The sequence below is a fragment of the Paenibacillus sp. FSL H7-0442 genome, from assembly GCF_038593105.1.
In the GTDB taxonomy this organism is placed as follows: Bacteria; Bacillota; Bacilli; order Paenibacillales; family Paenibacillaceae; genus Paenibacillus; species Paenibacillus polymyxa_D.
The window spans coordinates 1,002,489-1,022,100 of the sequence record NZ_CP151963.1; the positions used below are offsets into that span (position 1 = coordinate 1,002,489).

General features: G+C 44.8%; 18 protein-coding genes. 14 read left to right on the forward strand and 4 right to left on the reverse strand.

All coding sequences use genetic code 11. The annotated features are described in order from the left end of the window. Positions 1–103: 103 nt before the first annotated feature. Together MHH57_RS04500 and MHH57_RS04505 are read left to right on the forward strand one after the other, a co-directional pair. Positions 104–1,141, forward strand: a complete 1,038-nt coding sequence (locus MHH57_RS04500; RefSeq protein ID WP_209950020.1) for an aminoglycoside phosphotransferase family protein — start codon at positions 104–106, stop codon at positions 1,139–1,141. A 54-nt stretch (positions 1,142–1,195) separates the two neighbouring features. Continuing rightward, positions 1,196–2,194 (forward strand): glycosyltransferase, encoded by a 999-nt coding sequence (locus MHH57_RS04505; RefSeq protein ID WP_025721310.1) that lies wholly within the window; start codon positions 1,196–1,198, stop codon positions 2,192–2,194. Between the two features lie 124 nt (positions 2,195–2,318). Here the strand turns inward: MHH57_RS04505 and MHH57_RS04510 are convergent, their stop codons facing one another. After that, entirely contained in the window at positions 2,319–2,810 is a 492-nt protein-coding gene (locus MHH57_RS04510; RefSeq protein ID WP_165149987.1) for a DUF1036 domain-containing protein, read from the reverse strand. 129 nt (positions 2,811–2,939) lie between these two features. Further along, complete coding sequence (locus MHH57_RS04515) at positions 2,940–4,148, reverse strand: MFS transporter (protein ID WP_209949990.1); 1,209 nt, start codon at positions 4,146–4,148, stop codon at positions 2,940–2,942. 216 nt (positions 4,149–4,364) lie between these two features. On the opposite strand from MHH57_RS04515, the gene cysK reads away from it, so the two are divergent. Further along, complete coding sequence (cysK, locus tag MHH57_RS04520; RefSeq protein ID WP_342434868.1) at positions 4,365–5,288, forward strand: cysteine synthase A; 924 nt, start codon at positions 4,365–4,367, stop codon at positions 5,286–5,288. 627 nt (positions 5,289–5,915) lie between these two features. Here the strand turns inward: cysK and MHH57_RS04525 are convergent. Further along, a complete protein-coding gene (locus MHH57_RS04525; RefSeq protein ID WP_029517607.1) occupies positions 5,916–6,236 on the reverse strand; it encodes a hypothetical protein in 321 nt (106 codons plus the stop codon). Then, positions 6,233–6,361, reverse strand: coding sequence for a hypothetical protein (locus MHH57_RS04530; RefSeq protein ID WP_256026159.1), 129 nt, complete (start codon positions 6,359–6,361; stop codon positions 6,233–6,235). The genes MHH57_RS04525 and MHH57_RS04530 overlap by 4 nt, the downstream gene beginning before the upstream one ends. A gap of 341 nt (positions 6,362–6,702) precedes the next feature. On the opposite strand from MHH57_RS04530, the gene MHH57_RS04535 reads away from it, so the two are divergent. The 11 genes from MHH57_RS04535 (at position 6,703) to MHH57_RS04585 (ending at position 19,579) form a co-directional block, all read left to right on the forward strand. After that, complete coding sequence (locus tag MHH57_RS04535) at positions 6,703–6,849, forward strand: FDLD family class I lanthipeptide (RefSeq protein WP_226888859.1); 147 nt, start codon at positions 6,703–6,705, stop codon at positions 6,847–6,849. A 66-nt stretch (positions 6,850–6,915) separates the two neighbouring features. After that, positions 6,916–7,857 (forward strand): S8 family serine peptidase, encoded by a 942-nt coding sequence (locus MHH57_RS04540; RefSeq protein WP_209018268.1) that lies wholly within the window; start codon positions 6,916–6,918, stop codon positions 7,855–7,857. A gap of 4 nt (positions 7,858–7,861) precedes the next feature. Next, a complete protein-coding gene (locus MHH57_RS04545) occupies positions 7,862–10,945 on the forward strand; it encodes a lantibiotic dehydratase (protein WP_069012912.1) in 3,084 nt (1,027 codons plus the stop codon). A 10-nt stretch (positions 10,946–10,955) separates the two neighbouring features. Further along, positions 10,956–12,227 (forward strand): lanthionine synthetase C family protein, encoded by a 1,272-nt coding sequence (locus MHH57_RS04550; protein ID WP_107735013.1) that lies wholly within the window; start codon positions 10,956–10,958, stop codon positions 12,225–12,227. 15 nt (positions 12,228–12,242) lie between these two features. Further along, positions 12,243–12,800, forward strand: a complete 558-nt coding sequence (locus tag MHH57_RS04555; RefSeq protein WP_016819877.1) for a DUF5823 family protein — start codon at positions 12,243–12,245, stop codon at positions 12,798–12,800. Positions 12,801–12,814: 14 nt separating this feature from the next. Beyond that, positions 12,815–14,608 (forward strand): ABC transporter ATP-binding protein, encoded by a 1,794-nt coding sequence (locus tag MHH57_RS04560; RefSeq protein WP_081317629.1) that lies wholly within the window; start codon positions 12,815–12,817, stop codon positions 14,606–14,608. Between the two features lie 9 nt (positions 14,609–14,617). Further along, the gene (locus tag MHH57_RS04565) at positions 14,618–15,214 is read left to right on the forward strand and encodes an accessory gene regulator AgrB (RefSeq protein WP_242210537.1); all 597 of its coding nucleotides are present in this window, start codon (positions 14,618–14,620) and stop codon (positions 15,212–15,214) included. 162 nt (positions 15,215–15,376) lie between these two features. After that, entirely contained in the window at positions 15,377–16,681 is a 1,305-nt protein-coding gene (locus MHH57_RS04570; protein WP_342434869.1) for a GHKL domain-containing protein, read from the forward strand. After that, entirely contained in the window at positions 16,678–17,457 is a 780-nt protein-coding gene (locus MHH57_RS04575) for a LytTR family DNA-binding domain-containing protein (RefSeq protein ID WP_029517599.1), read from the forward strand. The genes MHH57_RS04570 and MHH57_RS04575 overlap by 4 nt, the downstream gene beginning before the upstream one ends. Before the next feature lie 46 nt (positions 17,458–17,503). After that, positions 17,504–18,262: a TraX family protein gene (locus MHH57_RS04580; protein WP_342434870.1), complete on the forward strand. Its 759-nt coding sequence runs from the start codon at positions 17,504–17,506 to the stop codon at positions 18,260–18,262. Between the two features lie 339 nt (positions 18,263–18,601). Next, positions 18,602–19,579, forward strand: a complete 978-nt coding sequence (locus tag MHH57_RS04585) for an aldo/keto reductase (protein WP_342434871.1) — start codon at positions 18,602–18,604, stop codon at positions 19,577–19,579. The last annotated feature ends 33 nt before the right edge of the window (positions 19,580–19,612 follow it).

Genomic DNA, 19,612 nt, shown 5'->3' on the forward strand with positions numbered 1-19,612 from the left:
GGGCTGCCCAACAGGTCGTATGATCTGCTTGGGCAAGCCCCTTTTTGGGTGCAGCGAGTTACCCCAAAATGATCTGGGCTTCGTTCGGAACGAGGACTGTGATATGATCGTGCTATTACATTTTATACAAAAAAGTTGGGTGGCTATGAATCCTTTTCATAAATATGTGAATGTTGACGGTACCTTAAATGATACGCTGGTGCGGAATCGTGAGGTTTTATATACAGGTACGAATGGCCGGCATGTGGAACGTTTTTACGTGTCATCCTCTGAAAGTTATATATTTAAACCGCTAACCAACGATGATCAGAAGGGGCGGGAGAGATGGGTGTATGAGCATGTGCTTCCTGCGTTATCACCGATCTATCCCCGATTGCTAGCCTGGTCTGATGCAGGTGTGGATGGCGGAGAAGAATGGATGGTTTTTGAGGATCTTGGTCCGTTACATCATCTACACGCAGACGAAACTTTATTGCGAGCTGTTAGACTTGTTGCATGGTGGCATGCTTTGCCGACGGATCGTTTTGCTGGGATACCGCTGCGGGGACCAAAGCCACTCATTCAGGAGATGGTGTCCGAGCTATACACGCGCAAGCCGGATGTGTTACAGCTTTGCAGCTCACTAGGATTATCTAAGCAACAGATGCAGCGTATGTATGTACAGCTGGAGCATGTATCTTTTTCACAGCAGCTTGTACTGTCTCATGGTGATCTTCATCCGGGGAACTATGCGCTGAGCGGGGAACGGCTTATGGTGCTGGATTGGGAGCATACTCATCTGAACACACCGCTGTGGGATGTATATCACCTGATCGACATGTCCCATCCGTTGTTTCCCCGACGCATGACGTCCGAATTGCGTATTCGTATACTGGACACCTACGTGGAGCAGCTGGAGCTGTTGGGGATAAGAGTGGATCGAACGGCTTTTATGCTGGAATATGGCATGTTTGCTGTGGTATTTTCGCTCTGGATGCTGTTGTTAATCACAAGTGATTTGCAAAGGATTGGAACGCACCTGCATAGAAACGGCGACAAATGGTCAAAAGAGCAATTAGAGTCCCAGTTGGACGAAACGTTAGCCTGTTTGAACCAGTGTGCTGCGATGATGAATTGGGGACAAGCCCAGCGATGTAGATAGTAGCTTAAGACATAGACCGTATTTAGTTAGCCAAAGAAGGTAGGGAATATATCCATGAAAAAAGTTGGTTTGGTCATGAGAAAAATACAATTTGCTGAAGCACAGGGTCCACGTATTTTTGCAGAGCGTCTGAAGCAGATCGGGTTGGAATTGGGGGTGGACATCGTATTTGTATCACCGGAGCGCCATGTGAGCAGTCATGACTGGCTTCCGGGTTATGAACACGAAAAAGGCGACCTGGTCAATTATGACGTCGTACTGGACCAACTCCATGAGCAGCAGATTGAGCACGTTATTTATACGGTATCTGGCTTTACCTATTTGAACATGTTTTTTAAAAACAGCGTGCTTTTTCCGCATAGTTTTCCTGATCCGGCACTGACAGGCTATGAAATGATGAAGCCTTTTTATCAGATCGTGGACAAGGCTATCGTACAGACTGCCTTTCTCAAGCAGGAGATGGCTTCGAAGTTTGGCGTAACCGATGTGACAGTCATCCCGATCGGATTTAATGAGCGGCTGGTGGAAAAGCATTTTGATCCCTCGCAAGTGGTAGAGAACCGGGTGATGTGGATTGGTAGAGATGAGGAGAACCGACGTCCGGATTTGGTACTGGAGTATGCGAGGCATAATCCTGACAAGGATGTCTATATGGTATTTGGCGGTGAACGCTACAAGGAAAGTATGAAGAAATATGATATCCCGGACAATGTTAAACTTCAATTTGCGTTGACGCAAGATGAGGTGTTTGCGCTGATGAACACGGCGAAGGTGTACTGGAGCTGCTCCAAATTTGATACGTTCGCCATGCCGCTGACCGAAGCGCTCGCTATGGGTAAAATCGTGGTTAAGCCAGAGCATCCTTGCTATGGACATATCAGCTCTACGCATTCTTTTTCAGGGAATGAGAAAAACTGGTTTGAGCTGGTCAATATGGCTGCCGCCTCACCCCGTCGGGTTTCTACAGAAAATCAGGCATACGCCATGGAACAGTTTTCAAGTCAGGTGATGAAGCAGGGATACCGAGACTTTTTTGATCATTGGTTAAGCTGAGCAGCGAGGCATAATACTGTGGTTGCAACTCGCGTTTGGGTATCCAGAGTGAAATAAAAATAACCCGCAAGGGGGTCACTTTTTTTCAAAAATTCCATCTTGCGGGTTACGGTTCATCATTGACTTATCGTTTGGACTTTACTGGAACCGGGGTTCCTTTTTTAAAGCGAACCGGTCTTCTCGGAATTCTGTTAATGCCGGAGTCCTCCGATTTGGAAGGTAATGCTCTACGAGTTTTCTTTGTTGACAGTAAGCTTTGATTGGTTCTGCTGAACTCAACAGTGTAATTGTCTACAGATGAATCAATGGCAAGTCGGCGCATCCCCACTCGTCTGGATGATCCACTGCTATCGTTCCAACACCAATGAAAATCATGGTCAGTACTTCTCGGAAGCCGTGTGCGGTACGTACCACGCCACCTATTGGAGTGATTCTCAGCATAATAATAGAATGTGGTTCCCCCTACAGACCCGCTCCATACTTCTCTCGTATCACCAGGCTCTAGCCGATACCAGCCCATTTTAGAATAATTCATGGGATGACAGTCGGAATCAGGATAAGCATAGGCAGCATAGATGGTGTTACTCGTGTTGTTTGTAAAAAAAAGGCTCATCATACACACTTCTTTCCTCATAAATTGGTATTACAATGTTATACTATGAGGAATTTGGAGGAAGAGAGTGGACAATATCTCTCAATCTATGAAAAATGAACCAATCGTTTACGTCCAATTTACTAAACGATTCTATGATTGTATCTCTGCTATCGCTTCAGTATGAGCTGTCTTGCGATCCACAATGTAGCTAACTACCATGAGTAGCAGACCGCCGACAGTAATTAGCGATGCAACCCATGGAATAGCGGCTAGCCCCATTTGATTAATAACAGCTCCCCCGATAAAAGCGCCGCCTGCGTTACCCAGATTCAATGCGGAATGGCTGGAGGTAGAGGCAAGCAAAGGAGCCTCATAGGCCAGATTCATGATGCGAACCTGAATACCCGGCATGATGCCGAACGCAGCAATGCCCCAGATAAAGACTGTAATAACCGCCAGTACCTTGTTTTGAAGCGTAAACGTCAGAATGGCCAAAATAATAGCCAGTACAGCATAGTTTGCGATCAGGGATGGCAGCAGTTTCCAATCCGCAAGCTTGCCGCCAACGATGTTGCCGATCGTTACCCCTAGGCCAAACAGGACGAGAATCCAGGTAATGCTATGCTCGGCAAAGCCACTAATATCCGTAAGCAAAGGCGTAATGTACGTAAAGACAGTGAACAGACTGCCACAACCGACTGCACCTGTGAGCAACATCAGCAGCACTTTTGGATTAAACAGGCTTCGGACTTCTTGTTTGAGACTGGAAGGCTTGTCCTGATGAATCACCGGAATATAACGAATGATACCAAACAGAGAAATCAAGCCGATGACCACAATGGCTCCAAAGGAAGCACGCCAGCCGAGTTGTTGTCCGATAAAGGTACCAAAGGGTACGCCTATAATGTTCGCCACGGTCAAACCGGTCAGCACCATAGAAATAGCACCCGCGCGTTTGTCAGGACGAACCAATCGGGCAGCGATCAGGGAACCGGCTCCCAAAAAGGTTCCGTGCGATAATGCAGTAGCCATACGGGCAGCAATCAGAAGTTCGTAATTGGGAGCAATGACGGAAAAAAGATTACCTAAAATGAATATGGTCATTAGTAGGCATAGCAGCTTTTTCTGCGGTACCTTATGAGTTAATACGGTAAGCACAGGTGCACCAATAGCCACACCAAGTGCGTAACTGGTAATTAACTGCCCGGCTTGCGGAATTGTAACATGAAGATCATGGGCTACATTGGGCAGTAGTCCCATAATGACGAATTCGGTCATGCCAATGGCGAAGGCACCAAGGGTCAACCATAGCAAGGAGGGAGGGAAGCGGTTTGCTGTCATATTTTCTTGAGTACTCATAAGTGTCTTGTATCCTCCTGAAAAAATAGTAATGCGAGTATATCACTACAGGCGATATCTGGCGACCCATTTTGCAAGAATTTTACATACTAAGTTGATAAGTTTTATGTAATTTACAAAAGCGACAGGTAGGAAGGAGCCAAGTGTGTTATTTTGGTAGTATGATATGAAGATCGTAAATAACGTTGTAAGGAACGATCCAAGGAGGATACAACGATGGCACCTAAAGTGGTATATAGTATTACAGATTTAATAGGAGATACACCTTGTGTAAGGCTCCAACGGCTCACAGGGCCGCAGGATGCGGAAGTGTATGTGAAGCTGGAGTATTTTAATCCAAGCGGCAGTGTTAAAGACCGGGCGGCGGGCAACCTGATTGCCGAAGCGGAAAAGGCAGGACATCTAAAGCCGGGAGGCACCATTATTGAGCCGACGAGTGGCAACACGGGAATTGGCCTTGCGATGAATGCGGCAGCCCGGGGTTACCGTGCGATTTTGGTGATGCCCTCGAATATGACGAAGGAACGGGTCAACATTTTAAAAGCCTACGGGGCTGAGGTCGTACTGACACCAGCAGAAGAACGGATGCCAGGAGCAATTCGCAAGGCACTTGAACTGGGGGCTGAAATTGATGGGAGCTTTATCCCGCATCAATTTGAAAATGAGGCAAACCCCGATATTCACCGTACGACCACAGCACTTGAAATTTTGGAACAGACGGAAGGGAAGCTGGATGTGTTCGTCGCTTCTTCGGGAACGGGCGGTACCATTACGGGAACGGGTGAAGTGCTGCGTCAGCATTTGCCAGATCTGTGGATTGTTGTAGTTGAGCCGAAGGGCTCGCCAGTACTATCTGGGGGAAAACCCGGTCCACATAAGCTGGTTGGCACCAGTCCAGGCTTTGTTCCCACCGTGCTGAATACGGAAGTGTATGACGAAATCGTGCAGGTTTCGGATGAGGATGCGATTGCTACGACACGGGCGATTGCTGCCCAGGAAGGGATTCTGGTGGGCCCCTCTAGCGGAGCTACGATATGGACGGCGATTCAGGAGGCTCGGCGTTTGGGAGCAGGCAAACGGGTACTTTGCATTGCCCCGGATACCGGAGAGCGATATCTGAGCATGGGGATATTCGGATAAGAAGATGTGGATTGGGACCAAAGTGATTCGACTCATTTATATGTAGTATGATCCAGCCTCATTAAGTGAAGTAACAAAAGTGAATTGGCGATATGGCAATCAAGAATACACAAGTATAACAAGATGACTCCTGGAGCGCCTACTTCTTCACTAGCCTATTATAGCTCGACCTTGAAATATTATCTTTGAAAGAATAAAGGATGATGGGAGCGATATAGTAGATTCTTTTTCAATGGAGGAACATAGACATTGAATACATCCTTTTCATAATTCATAGGTTAATTTCACTCCTGACAATTAATAAGCCACAATCCATAAGGTTGTGGCTTATTAATTGTCGATTATAGCTTATATTCGTGAGAATTTTAAAAGTCTCACGGTTCATGCTCCGTTCTTCGATCTTATTTGTCTCTTCAGGATCCTCTTGAAAAACCCAAATAATCAGAGAAGGAAACACCGAGCCTATTATCCATTTCAGCAAGAGCTGCCTCAAACGGGTCAACTTATTAGTTGACTGCTTAAATGGTTGTGGAAAATAGTATAATGTACGCTGACATTTTTTGGCTTCTCTAATATTCGTGCAGCGATTATACCCAATTCAAGCTATTTATCAAAAATATGCAGCGGCTACGCAAGTGGGTTGATCGGTTGTCCACGTATCGATTGTGACCACTCGCACACCATCAGGCCACAACTCTTCCGAACGCACCTATAGAGGTTAAATGGACTGAACAGCAAACGATCGCTCGCTGCCTCACTTTTCATATTTTTGGCGGCTAGTACGTTTCCACTAAAGACTTCGCGCAAGACGTACAATTTTTCATTGCCTTTTTCCGGCTGGACTCCACCCATAGACAAGAGAACGTCACCGTTTTGTTCCGTCGTTTCGGCCAGTATCGTACGAATATGGTCATCGAGATGCAGCAAAAAGAGCTTGATATCGCTCAACAGATTTTGGGTACTTGTTGGGATGCCTGTAGTGCGTCAGTCAGTTCCTTTACAGTCATGTCCTGTTTGAATCGCAGTTCGTCCACAAGAGCCAGCACATCGTAGCCATAGGACGAGCGCTTCATGCTAAGCATCTCTTCTTCAGCCGATTTATACGAGACACCTGTATAAGAACATATCGGATTCTTGCAAGCATACGCCATGCTCTAAGCGTCAATCGTTTCGCTCTGTGTCGGTATTTTTTTATGCCATGCCGCATGGGCAGCAAAATGACTGCAATTTAGGAGGTTTGGAATACCTTTCAGGAATAAAGTATAAAAAACGGGAGAATTAGATATATTCTTTATTCATCGACAGCAAGATATGACATACGGTCACTCACAATAAATGTGATTTAGGGGTACCACTGAAATCATGTTTATTATAATCTAATTCAGAGAGGAAGAGGAAAATGAAAGTAGATCAAATGTTTGACCTTGATTTAAGAAAGAGCTATGAGGCCAGTGAGCTTAGCCCACAAGCTTCAATCATCAAAACAACCATTAAGGTATCCAAAGCAGTATGTAAAACTCTTACCTGTATCTGTACCGGTTCTTGTTCCAATTGTAAATAATTCATAAGCGATTCGTAAGTCAGGGGTAGTGAAATAGGCTACCCCTACTTACATTATGGAGATTGCATGATAAAACCTAATATATACAATTGGCATGTAGCCCGGCTGACCGATCATTTTAGTTGTGGTGCAACTGTTGGTCAGCCGCTTACTATCCTGTTTATTGATACAGGCGTCGATAAATCCCACTCAGAGATCCAAGGTAATCTAGTTGAGGCAGAATGCAAGTCATTTGTACCTTATGAGCCTTGTCTAAGCGATTACGTCGGGCATGGTACACAAATGGTTAGCTCTGTTACCGGCAAATATATATTGAAGGGGATATGCCCTTTCGCTCGGGTTGTTGTCTACAAAATTACGGACAAAAAAGGAATAAGCAAGCTTGAATGGTTGTATAGAGCGCTGGAAGAGGGTATTGCTAAAGGATATCCAATTATCAACGTCAGCTATCGTACAGAATATGAGGTCGACTTATTCGAGTTCAATAGGTTTCAGGCTTTGGTTGACTGCGCCAATGCGCAAGGCATATGGGTAGTCTGTTCCGCAGGAAACGATGGACGCGATATTACGCAGGAGTACAGAGTACCTGCGAATTTAAAGGGAGTATACCCAATTGGATCAACTAATAAGAACGGGGATATCTCCGGGTTCAGCAATACGCTCAACGATCAATTTTTTGCGCCGAGTGGTGATGAGTATGAAATCAATTACAACAATGATTGGGTAATGGTTGCCAAATCGAGCTTCGACACAGAGGATTACTTATATGAAGTGCTGGGATTTGACAAAGCATACACAGTGGGTATCGGTACGAGTATTGCCAGCGCCTTATTCAGCGGAGTTGTTGCCTCCCTTAGCGGAGAGCTTATCGCGCAGGGGATGAATGCCGGACGCACAGAAATGGAGTGTCTGCTCCGTCAAGGCGCGAGACTGATTGATGTTCAGCGGAATTATTATGAAGTAAGCCTTGCCGGTTCAATTCGTGCTTTAAGACAGATGAGAGGTTGATTGCATGTTGGAGAACTTTGAAATCTCGGAAAATTACATGTACCGGAAAACGTTGCTTGGCATGGAGTATTATACGCAGATATTTGATCATGAACAACTAGATGATGATGAATACCTTGACAGACTTGTACGGTTCGTTCAGCAGCAGGGGTTGATAGATTCCATTTATGTCTCCAGCCCCTCGACCTACGCTGCACTGCAAAGCCTGGAACAAGGCAGAACATTGAAGTCCAAAAAAAAGCGGAATCTTATCCTAAGTCTAAGCAAGTTCATTTCGCGGGCAATTTGTAGACCAACACCGTTTGGACTGTTCGCGGGAGTAGGCATTTCCCGATTTGGAAAAACGGGAGGCGCCGGGGAACATGTCGTCTGGGCAACTCCGGATTATAGCCTAATTTACCGCTTAATAGGGCTTTTCCATGGGGATACGGATGTCCGCAATGAATTGAGACTGAGTGTAAATAACACCTCTTACATTGACCATCACAGGCTCGTCATCTCTTATCAGACTCTGTTTGCAGCAGATCAGGAGGAACGAAGCACTGAAAATATATCTATTCTCAAAACCCCGGTCATAGATTTCATCATGAAGATCCTTGATAAAGAGCAGCAGACTTTTCTGCAGCTTATGCAAGCTATAAAAGACGCCTTCGGCGTGGATGACACGATCAGCACAGATTTTTTGCAGCAATTGATAGAACAAGGCTTTTTGGTAAGTGAGATGATTCCCAATCCTCGGGATAGCGCTCCTCTGGCGCATCTGATACGTACACTAAAGCTGCTTGCTACTCCCAAGGCAGCATATTACTCAGATATTTTGGAGAGAGTTGGACAAGCCATTCAGGACATTACAGTTGCTGCGGTCAAACGCGAAGGCATTGAGGCTGTCCGAAAACTAGTCCAGCTTATCCTTCCCGATTATCAGGGCGACTTGGTCAAAATAGACGTAAGACTGAATCAGGTAAATGAAATTCTATTGTCGGACAGCGATAGGCAATCGTTGGCCCAAATAGCTTCAATATTGAGCATGCTTTCTACGTACAGGAAAGAGGATACACTTTCCGACTATCGTCAGCAATTTACTGAGAAGTACGGAGTATATGAAGAAGTGCCCTTATTGCAGTTGTTCAGTAAAACCTTGGGGCTCGGCAAACCTGAAGAGTACAAGAGCCACTACCAGAACGGAGATAAGTACAGGCACAAGGATGAAGGCAGGTTCCGACAGCTTAAGGCGCTAATTGCGGAGTGGCAGACCGAAGCGCTTGTCAATCATTCGGATATCGTGCTTGACGAGGTCAAAATCCAACAGCTGTCTGAATTGAGTCTGGAGAATGTCCATGTCTCGTTCGATTTGTATTATTCCTGCATGGAGAATGAGCAAGGTGAAGTTACGTTTTATTTAAACAACAGAGCCGGATCATTGGAAGCGTGTCAGAGCTTCGGAAGATTTGCCTACATGTTTGACAAGGATAGCCGTGATGAAATCTTCAATTTTGTCAGGAACCCGAAGGATCAGAAAGCAGGGGAGAGCGCCGCTGAAATCTCATTTTACCCATTCAGTCCCAAAATAACTAATATTATGACGGCAGGCCCGACACCAGACCAATCTATGGATATGGCCACGTTTCCCGAGAATCGGAAATTAGATGTTTCCCAGCTGCTGGTAGGGGTGGAGGATTCGGGATACTTTTATCTGAAGCACAGGGAAACAGGCGAACTGGTATTTCCCAAACTCAGCAGCATGTACAATACAGAGCTGGCGCCTTATCTGATCCGGTTTCTGAATGATATTAATCTGCAGTATCAGACCGGATGGTCCCATCTGGAGGAGTATCTCTATGATTCTTCTTTTACACCGAGAGTAACCTATAAAAATATCATCATCTGCCCCAAAAAATGGACATTATATGCGGATAAACAGCTCCAGAGCGAAGAACAGTTTCTGTCCTTTCTGGAGGATTGGATCATAAAGTATAACATTCCGCGATATGTATATTTGGTGGAGCTGGACAATAAGCTGTTGCTGGATTTGGATCGCCATCATCATCGAAAGCTTTTGCACAAAGAATATACCCGGAATCCGGAAGGCAAGGCGGCCGTTATTATGGAAACGGAGAAAGAATTGTTCGCTTCCGCTAACCGATATATGGAGGAGTGCGTATTTTTTTGCAAAAGCCCGATGTTTCAGTACTTGCCGATAGACAGATTGTCTGCACAGGCTACCGATAAAAGCTTAAATAAAGTGCTGAGTTCTTCGGTGAATGCCGTTTATTATCCAGGTTCGGATTGGATATCCCTGCAGGTATATTACAATCAGGAAATGCTAACCGATTTGCTGGGCAGTGCGTTTAAGACATTCATGGACAATAGCGCCGAGTACTTCATTGACCAGGTTTTTTTTGTCCAGTATGCAGATAAGGAGCCGCATATCAGGCTAAGGTGCAAAATGTCGGGAAGCGTAGAGCATCAGCGTTTCACGGCCTTGAACTATGTTTTTGATTTCCTGAATACTGTAACCTCGTCCGGATTGGTTAGTTCCTATTCGGTTGTTCCTTACCGGCCTGAAATTTTGCGGTATGGCGGCGCAGCCTTCATTGAACAAGCGGAGAGGTTATTTGCTATCGATTCTTATCTAGTTTCAGGCTATTATGCAGGCAAGAGGTCAATTAATGCAACCGATCAGATGTTATTTTGCTGTACCGGACTTTTTGAGGTTGTGAACTGCGCGTATCCGCTGGCAGAAGATCAATTGAAGGCTATGGCTGCGATTATTGATCCAAAGAAATTCAGACAGGAGTATCGGGAACACAAAGAAGCGCTATTCCAAAGAATTCAACAGACCCGTTCCATATCCTTGCCAGCAAGCGATACAGGCGACAGGTTGCGGCAATACGCTGCATATTTCACGGCTATCCGGGAAGCTGACGACAGAACCAATTATTACGATGATATTATGTTCAGCATCATGCACATGTTCTGCAACAGAGTGTTCGGCCTGGACCGGGAAAAGGAAGAGCTTGCCCTACACCTGTGCTACTACAGTTTGGAAGATTATTTACAGGTAAGCAAATACCATGTTGCTTATTGAGGAGGAGCTTATGGCGGTCAAACAAGTCCCGGGAAATTTATCTGAAATAGTCAGGCAAAGCGCAGAAATTTACAAAGATATAGATACTGTAACCCTGCTAATCAAGAAGCACGCCATGCATGATTACCCTGAAATGGAGCTGATATCATTGGCTTCAGGATATCCCGGGATCAGCCTTCTTCTGGATAAACTAGATGAAGTCTACCCGGGGGAAGGGTGGGATGCGCTTGCTTTCAAGTACAATCAGGAGATTGTGCGCTTAATCGGCAATATACCGTTCCATTCATTGTCACTGTATACCGGATTGGCAGGTGTTATTTATCTGTTCAACGAGTGTTCAAGAGGTTCAACAAGATATACGAATGTGCTCTCACAGACGCTGGATATGTTTCTTAGCAGCTATGGGGAATTCTATGAGGAGACAAGGGGGAAATTGGAAGACTCCTTGATTGAGGATAGCGACTTGGATTTGATTTCAGGATGGACGGGGATTGCAGCTGCATTAATGGAGGTTAAGGAACGCCAAGACAGATACGCTGGGAAGCTGGATGCGGTGCTCCTTAAGATCCTTCAACTGATTACGGATGCTGTAGGCAAGCTGAGACATTTCGGGGAACTTCCCGAACAGACCATTTACTATAATCTTGGCATGGCGCACGGAATTACAGGAGCCATTAATTTGCTGGCTGTTGCACATCTCCGCCGCTACCCGTTAACAGGATTGAGAGAAGTACTGGAAGTTGCCAAGACTTTTCTACTCGGAAATATCAGAGAGTGGAACGGCACCCTTGTCATACCTAATATGTTCACACCGGATGAATCCGCAGAGACTAGTCGGAATCCAGGTTATCACAGAGATGCATGGTGTTACGGCACACCGGGAGCTTCTGTGGCTATGTTCCGGCTGGGATTGGCCCTGGAGGACAAAGCGCTGCAGCAGCAGGCTCTGCAATTGTTCAATACCGTCTACTCCAGACCAGATTCGCTAAGAAAGGTAATTTCACCGACGATCTGTCACGGCTATGCAGGCTTGCTCCTGATTCAGCACCATTTCAGCCGTACGGCAGCCATACCGTTCAAGAATGATTTTTTGCATCGTATGTTATCATACCGGAATACTCAAGAGGCAGTACCCTTTACAGACCTTGAGGGAAGCGTTGATGATCCGTTATCTCTCGATAAAGTAGGGCTGCTCGATGGATGTGCAGGTGTATTGCTGACACTGCTGACCTGTGATAATGAGAACTTGAGTACATGGAAGCAGATGCTGGTATTTAGCTAAAAGGAGGAGACGGTAATGTTCATTTTATTAAAAGAAATTATTACAGTCATGGTGGGACTGATTACCGATTTTCTCTCTTTTCAACTGGATGCATATTTTTATATTTGGTTTCTGGTCCTGTTTATTTCAAGCTTGGCAGCGACCCTGGTTCAACGAAGCGAAGGGACTATTACCTACAGCACAGCCGAATGTGTCGGAATAAATGTGCTAGTTGTCGTATTATACCTAGTAATCGGTACAATTTTGGCCAGATACTTTGCAAGTTTTGAGGATCAGCAGATTGTTGCTGGAGATAAGATTATGCTGTATAAAATTTCTTTTATGCTTACATCCGCTGTAATTATAGTGGATATTATACTAGATAGGTTGAAGAGAGGGCGGAAATTCTCCTACTCTTTGGAGTTTCTTGCCGGAAGCGCCGTGTGCTTCTTACTGTTCCAATTAAGCAACCAAACGGACTGGATAGGAACCAAGCTGTCGCTCTCCTATATTGTCATGGTAGCGATAGCCGCAGGTGTCTATACAATGGCAATGAAGTTTTTGCTAGAATACGAAAATCACAAAGAGAAATAGGTGATTAAGCCATAATGGAATTGAATATGGAGAGCACGGCATATAAAAAGATTGGTGAAGAAAAACAAACGGCCCATTCCTTGCTGGAGTTAATCAAAATTGCGAGATGGCCCAAGCTTGCGCTTGCTTGGAGCATCGTATTTACACTGATTTCCGCCGCTTTTTCATTAGTATTGCCGATCATTACAGGCAAGCTTGTCGATAAGATCTCAGCTATGGAGCTGACGATCCAGACCGCAGCTGTGCTTATTTCGCTGTTTCTGGCCGGAGGGATTTTAAACGCCGTGTCTTCTCTGCTCCTCAGATATGTGGGGAGCAAGTTTTTTCAGGAACTGCGACTGAAAATTTGGGAAAAAATTATCCATTTGCCGGTTAATTATTTTGATAACAACGAGAACGGCAAAATCATCAGCAGAATGACGAACGACCTTGCTATTGTAAGTAATTTTCTGGCTATCACTCTGCCTTCTATTCTGGCTGATGTCCTGATGGTCACTGGTTGCATCATCATGTTATTTGTGTTGGATTGGAGATTAATGAGTGTACTCGTTGCTCTGATTCCTATAACGGCGCTACTAATCTATCCCATTGGAAGAAGGATGAATAGAGTAGCGATTGAGGCACAGGATGCAGCCGCAGATTTTTCCGGTGAGTTATCCAAAATTCTCTATAACATCAGATTCATTAAAGCGACGACGTCGGAAAAGCTTGAAATGAAATATACTCGGGAGATACTTGGACGTATCTTTCGCTTGAACATCAAAGAGGGAATATTGTCAGCTGTCATTGAGCCGATTGTAACAATTATCATCATGCTAGCTTTGGTAGGAATGTTTTGGTATGGAAGCGCCGGCATTGCCGCTGGACATATCACTACAGGTACTTTGGTATCCATGATCTTTTATTTGTTTACAATGGTTTCGCCTCTGACCCAGCTCAGCAGTTTTTTCTCGCAGTATCAGAAGGCCAAGGGAGCAAGTAAGGAAATTTATACTATATATAACCAGCAGGATGAGAAGCAAGAAAAGTTAGGCAGTGTGCCGGACATGAAAAGTCATGATCAGAATTCGGATATCCTGCATTTTGCCAATGTTTCTTTCTCGTACAACCAGGGCCAACCGGTATTATCCAACGTGGAGTTAACCTTCAGAGGCGGTACCACTACAGCGATCGTAGGGCCTTCCGGCTCGGGAAAAACAACAATATTTTCTTTAATAGAGAAATTTTACTCAGAATATAATGGAGAAATCTATTACAATAATGTATATTTGGATAAGATTAGGACGGAAGAATGGCGTCGCAAAATATCCTATGTTATGCAGGATAGTGACTTACTGGTAGGATCAGTGAGAGACAATCTGGTATATGGCCTAAACAGAGACGCGGATGACCATGAGATTTATGCGGCTCTTGATACAGTAGGCTTGAAGGAGGTAATTTATCAATTACCGGATGGTTTGGATACCTTTGTTGGAGAAAGGGGAGTCAAATTATCGGGGGGACAGAAGCAGCGAATCCAGATTGCCAGATGCTTGCTTTCAGACCATGAGATTCTGCTGTTTGATGAAGCTACCGCCAATCTGGATAGCGAGTCAGAGCAGCTTGTACATGATGTAATCAAGCTTCTCTCCAAGAATAAAATGACCATTGTTATCGCTCATCGTTTGTCAACCATCTACAAAGCGGACCAGATAATCTTTTTGGATAAAGGAGAAGTAACGGGGGTAGGCACGCATCACGAATTAATGAGTTGGCATGATAAATATCGTGATTATGTTCAATTCCAGCTTCCTACACAATTAAGTTAGGGAGGGGCGGTGGCGTTGTATCATCAATTGTCAACGTGGATCATTGATAAATACTTTCAAGACGAAGAATTGGAAGCGGAGAAGCGTGCTTATGTGCTTTATTATCTAGAGAACATACTGGCTGGCACAGAAAAAATACTTCTTGTATTGGTCAGTGCCTGTTTGCTCGGTGTATTAGCCGAAACGGCTGCGATGCTGCTTTCCTATACAGTGGTCCGGCGAAAGTCCTTTGGCTGGCATGCTCGCAAGTCGCATCATTGCACCTGGGTCAGTCTACTGACCTTTGTGTTTGTTCCCTGGCTCTTAAAGGAAGTAGAATGGAACCGCTTTTTTTTGGCGACGCTCTGTCTGCTTTCTATCATTCTGATTGCCAGATACGCTCCGGCCGATACGGAGTGCAATCCATTGGTAGATCCGAAGTTCAGAAGAGCATGCAGATTACAAGCTATCTTTTTAAGTATAGTGTTTGTTTTCGTGGCCATCGCACTAGATTTTTATCCTTGGTTAATATTCGGGCTGTTTCTTGAAGCAGTCGTCATCACACCAGTATTCTATTCCATAATGAGAAGGAGTTATGCCAATTATGAACAATATCAAGAATATTAAAGAACACAGAAACAACCATACCCAGAGACTCAAGGCTAAGCTACTGGAGCATATGAGTAAAAGAGGTGAAGGAGGAGGGATTTGTTTCGGGTTGTTCTATGAACCAGTCAACCCAAAAGTTTGGAAATTGAACAAAAAATGATTACATCCGGCATTTATTTTTTGCAATACACCAGCTATCTTGTAATATATCATATGGTCAGCGGCAATGGTCTAAGCGTTTTCCGTATGAATTATAAGCTGCTGCTGTTTTTAGTCATGTATTATTTTATCGGAATAACAGCTCTGAATAACTTCGGACTGATTGTTTACCTATTTCTATTTGTGCTACTGGCATTATACGGGTGGTTGACCGACAAATATGAATCCTTGTGGGTCATAGGCTTCTACGCCATCCTTACCATCTTTATTACGACACTGCTGGGTTATTTCATAACGGTAATCAGCTATGCGGTTCCTTATGAATATAAAAACAAATGGACGGCGCCCTTCCTAACCGCTTGTTCACCTCCGCTGATCTACTTGGCGCTCCGAAAGCTTGTGTCTTATTTGTTTCCTACTCCGGCGGTCAGGCTTTTGAAGCTATATCGGATTAAGCTTATCGTCGGAGCTTCTTTAATCTTAGTCTTGGGGATCATCGGACTCGGACTCATTATCTATTCGGAGTGTGAAAGCAACAATCCGTATCCAAGCAGATTAAAGATTGTGTTGATGCTGATCGGCTTGACCTCCATCTTCCTGATGACGATCAATTGGCTGTATCGCTTCCTGCGTGAACGTGAGCTAGAGAAGAACAAGACGGAACAATACCTGCAGCTGGAGGCTTATATTATGGAGATTGAAAAAATGTACGAAGACATCCGCGGCTTCAGACATGACTATACCAATATCCTGTTAATGCTGGACGAGGGGATCAGAACTGGGGATTTGTCGATGATCAAGCGGATATATGAGAGTTCTATCCAACCTACTGCTTCACAGTTGAACGGATATTCCTATAGTCTGGATAACCTGATTAATCTGGACGTGAGTGAGCTCAAGAGTATTATTACATCCAAGGTGCTGGTGGCAAAGAAGCGTGGAGTTGACGTAAAACTGGAAATTGATAGCGGTATCAGTGAAATGTATATGGATATTATAGACCTTTGCAGAGTAATCTCTTGTTTCCTGGACAATGCAATCGATGCGGCATTAGAGACCTGCAATCCGTCCATAAATATTGTACTGATCCATGAAGACGATATTCAGACGGTGACGATACGAAACTCTTATAATCATTCTGCACTTGACGGGATTAAGGTGAATGATCTCTACAAACGGAACTTTTCAACGAAAGCGGACAATCGGGGTCTTGGCTTGTACAATATAGCAAAGGTGCTGCGCAGCAACAAGTATGTAACTTTGGATACCAAAAAGGAACCGGATTTTTTCACGCAAACATTAATTATAAAGAGAGCGACATCATGAATATTTTTATCCTGGAAGATCAGTTTATCCAGCAGCGCATAATGGAAAAGATGGTCCGTAAAAGCTGCGAGGAACTTGGCATCTGCTGCAGCAATCTCATTGTCACCAGTAAGCCGGATCTCCTGCTTTTTGAATCTAAAGCTTGTGCGAATAACTTGTATTTCCTTGATATTGAAATCTCGGGTTGCCAGATGAAGGGACTGGAAGTTGCCCAAGAAATCAGAAAATATGATATGTATGGGCATATTGTCTTTGTAACTACCCACGGTCATCTGTCTCCGCTTACCTTCCAATACAAGGTAGCAGCTCTTGATTTCATTATCAAGGATGCTACTCAGGATGAAATGGAAAAAAAGGTAAGAGACGTTCTTGCTGTTGCCCATCAAAGAAAGCCTGTGTTGGATGTCGATGATTGGTTTATACTCGACAATAAATTTACGAAATTTCAAATTTCCTTCTCCAGCATTTATTACTTTGAAACAACCGGTGTTCCCCACAAAATCCGTCTGGTTTCCGAAAACAGAACTCTTGAGTTTTACGGCGATCTGAAAGATATTGAGGCTAAGGACCCCAGGTTGTTCCGGTGTCATCGGGCATTTATCGTAAACCTGATGAAGGTGGAATCTATAGATAAGAGCAAGAAGGAGATCATTTTTCAAACCAATCAGAATTCCGGAGAAGCAAGGCGCATTATTCCCGTTTCCCGCCAATTGTTGAAGCACCTCTTAGATAAGATGGGAGACCGGAGCCTCCTGAACAGACCTGTTTACGAATAGAATAGATATGGAGGGCATAGTCCTTCGGGAAGAAAAGGGGAGGAATATGGAACAAAGATTATCCGTTCAAGCAGAGGTGAAGGGCATTGATGCCACCAGTTTAAAATTAATTGCAGTATTAGCAATGCTAATTGATCATATTGGAGGGCTATTTTTTGCCGATTTTTTGGGCTTTCAGGTGGTAGGCAGAATTACATTGCCTATCATGGCTTTTTTTGTAGCCGAAGGATATATCCATACCAGAAGCTTCAAAAAATATACAATACGCCTTGCTCTAACCGGGCTAGCCAGTGTGGTGCCTTACGGATTGGTATTTAAAGATTGGTATACTTCGGGAAACATCATGCTAACGTTGTTGATGGGCCTACTGGCAATATGGTTCTATGACAACACGACCAATCCTGTACTTAAATACTTGGCGATTTCGGCTCTTTGCGTAGTCTCTTTTTTGGGAGACTGGAGTGTAATTGGAGTGTTACTGGTTCTAGCTTTCTATGTCGCTCGCAAACAACAGAAGATTTACAACGGATGGATTATTGCAATAATTGCGCTTATGTTCATTTTCGGAGTCATCATTATATGGGCTGTTCCCGATTCGCTCAGCATCATGGGCATCAGCGCCAGCACAATGAACGAATATCTTTATCCGTTTGCGATCGGCGGGGCCTGTATTTTTGCCCTCCCTCTGCTATCCCGATATAACGGAGAGAGGGGAAAAGGCTCACGAACCTTCTTCTATTTGTTTTATCCGCTGCATTTGCTCGCGCTTTATCTGCTGAAGTTGGCTATTGATTATTACATATAAGAAGGGCTGTCTAATAAGTAACTAAAATAAAAAAATTGGACGGGAAACGACATGTTTTCCGTCTATTTTTTTATATAGTGCGATCGGTATGAATGATAACTTGGCGGTGAAAGTCCGCCAATATACGCAAAAATACCTTGCTTGGCCTCGTCCCGGATTTCATAACGATTAAGGTGAATCAGTTCTTTCTTCAGTATGCTGTGGAAGGACTGAACTCAATACAAGCATTGTCGAACACGACCGTAAGTAAGTGGTAAAATAGGTGTGTGATAGCGGTCCCACGGACTCTTCATATGTGGATGAAGCAGGGAATATTTTGAAGGTTGAAGGAGGAGCAGCATGAAGATTATGCCTTTACAGAAACGTGGAATCTCCGATAGTCGGCTGGCTCTTGGTTGTATGCCTTTTGGTGGTGAATGGAGCCATGCGCCGTTTACGCAGGAGCATGTCGTTGAAGCAGAAAGAGCTGTAGAAGCTGCACGATCCATCGGGATTACGATGTTCGATCATGCGGATATCTATCGTATGGGGAAAGCGGAAGAGATTTTCGGCCGGATTTTAAAGGGACAGCCGGGCTTGCGTGAACAAATCGTAATTCAGTCCAAATGTGGCATTTTTCTGCCGGATGGTACGCTCCCGGGCCGTTTTGATTTCTCATATGCTCATATTATGGAGTCCGTGGATGGTATCCTGAAGCGCCTCGGTACGGAATATTTGGACATCCTGCTGCTGCATCGCCCCGATCCGCTGGTAGAGCCGGAAGAAGTAGCGAAAGCGTTCAGTGAGCTCAAGGCATCCGGCAAAGTAAGGCATTTTGGCGTCTCTAATATGAATGTAAGCCAAATTCGTTTTCTGGAGCGGAGCCTAACGGAGCCGTTGATCGCTAATCAGCTGGAAATGAGCCTGGCCCATCTGCATTTTGTAGATCAGACCGTACATGTGAACCAGCAGGCGGGGACGAATGTACATTTTGGCGAAGGTTTGCTGGAATATTGCCAAACCGAGGATATTCAGCTCCAAGCCTGGGGACCGCTGGCGCAGGGACGTTTTAGCGGAGGTTCTTTGGAAGGGGCGCCTGAGTATGTCGTTAAGACGGCAGAGCTGGTGCAAAAGCTGGCTTCTGAAAAGGAAACGACACGTGAAGCGATCGTTCTTGGCTGGCTTATGAAGCATCCAGCACGGATTCAGCCTGTCATTGGCAGCGCCAATCCTGAACGAATCCAAGCATGTCAGGATGCGGAACGCCAGAGCGAGCTGATGACCCGCGAGGAATGGTATCAATTGTACGTCAGTGCGCGCGGACAAGCCTTGCCGTAACTCGTTTAATAAACCCTCCCCTCGTCTCATTAA

Coding starts and splice junctions, on each gene's coding strand:
- MHH57_RS04500 (WP_209950020.1), top strand. CDS start 104: ATGATCGTGCTATTACATTTTATACAAAAAAGTTGGGTGGCTATGAAT.
- MHH57_RS04505 (WP_025721310.1), top strand. CDS start 1,196: ATGAAAAAAGTTGGTTTGGTCATGAGAAAAATACAATTTGCTGAAGCA.
- MHH57_RS04510 (WP_165149987.1), bottom strand. CDS start 2,810: ATGATGAGCCTTTTTTTTACAAACAACACGAGTAACACCATCTATGCT.
- MHH57_RS04515 (WP_209949990.1), bottom strand. CDS start 4,148: ATGAGTACTCAAGAAAATATGACAGCAAACCGCTTCCCTCCCTCCTTG.
- cysK (WP_342434868.1), top strand. CDS start 4,365: ATGGCACCTAAAGTGGTATATAGTATTACAGATTTAATAGGAGATACA.
- MHH57_RS04530 (WP_256026159.1), bottom strand. CDS start 6,361: ATGAAGCGCTCGTCCTATGGCTACGATGTGCTGGCTCTTGTGGACGAA.
- MHH57_RS04535 (WP_226888859.1), top strand. CDS start 6,703: ATGTTTGACCTTGATTTAAGAAAGAGCTATGAGGCCAGTGAGCTTAGC.
- MHH57_RS04540 (WP_209018268.1), top strand. CDS start 6,916: ATGATAAAACCTAATATATACAATTGGCATGTAGCCCGGCTGACCGAT.
- MHH57_RS04545 (WP_069012912.1), top strand. CDS start 7,862: ATGTTGGAGAACTTTGAAATCTCGGAAAATTACATGTACCGGAAAACG.
- MHH57_RS04550 (WP_107735013.1), top strand. CDS start 10,956: ATGGCGGTCAAACAAGTCCCGGGAAATTTATCTGAAATAGTCAGGCAA.
- MHH57_RS04555 (WP_016819877.1), top strand. CDS start 12,243: ATGTTCATTTTATTAAAAGAAATTATTACAGTCATGGTGGGACTGATT.
- MHH57_RS04560 (WP_081317629.1), top strand. CDS start 12,815: ATGGAATTGAATATGGAGAGCACGGCATATAAAAAGATTGGTGAAGAA.
- MHH57_RS04575 (WP_029517599.1), top strand. CDS start 16,678: ATGAATATTTTTATCCTGGAAGATCAGTTTATCCAGCAGCGCATAATG.
- MHH57_RS04580 (WP_342434870.1), top strand. CDS start 17,504: ATGGAACAAAGATTATCCGTTCAAGCAGAGGTGAAGGGCATTGATGCC.
- MHH57_RS04585 (WP_342434871.1), top strand. CDS start 18,602: ATGAAGATTATGCCTTTACAGAAACGTGGAATCTCCGATAGTCGGCTG.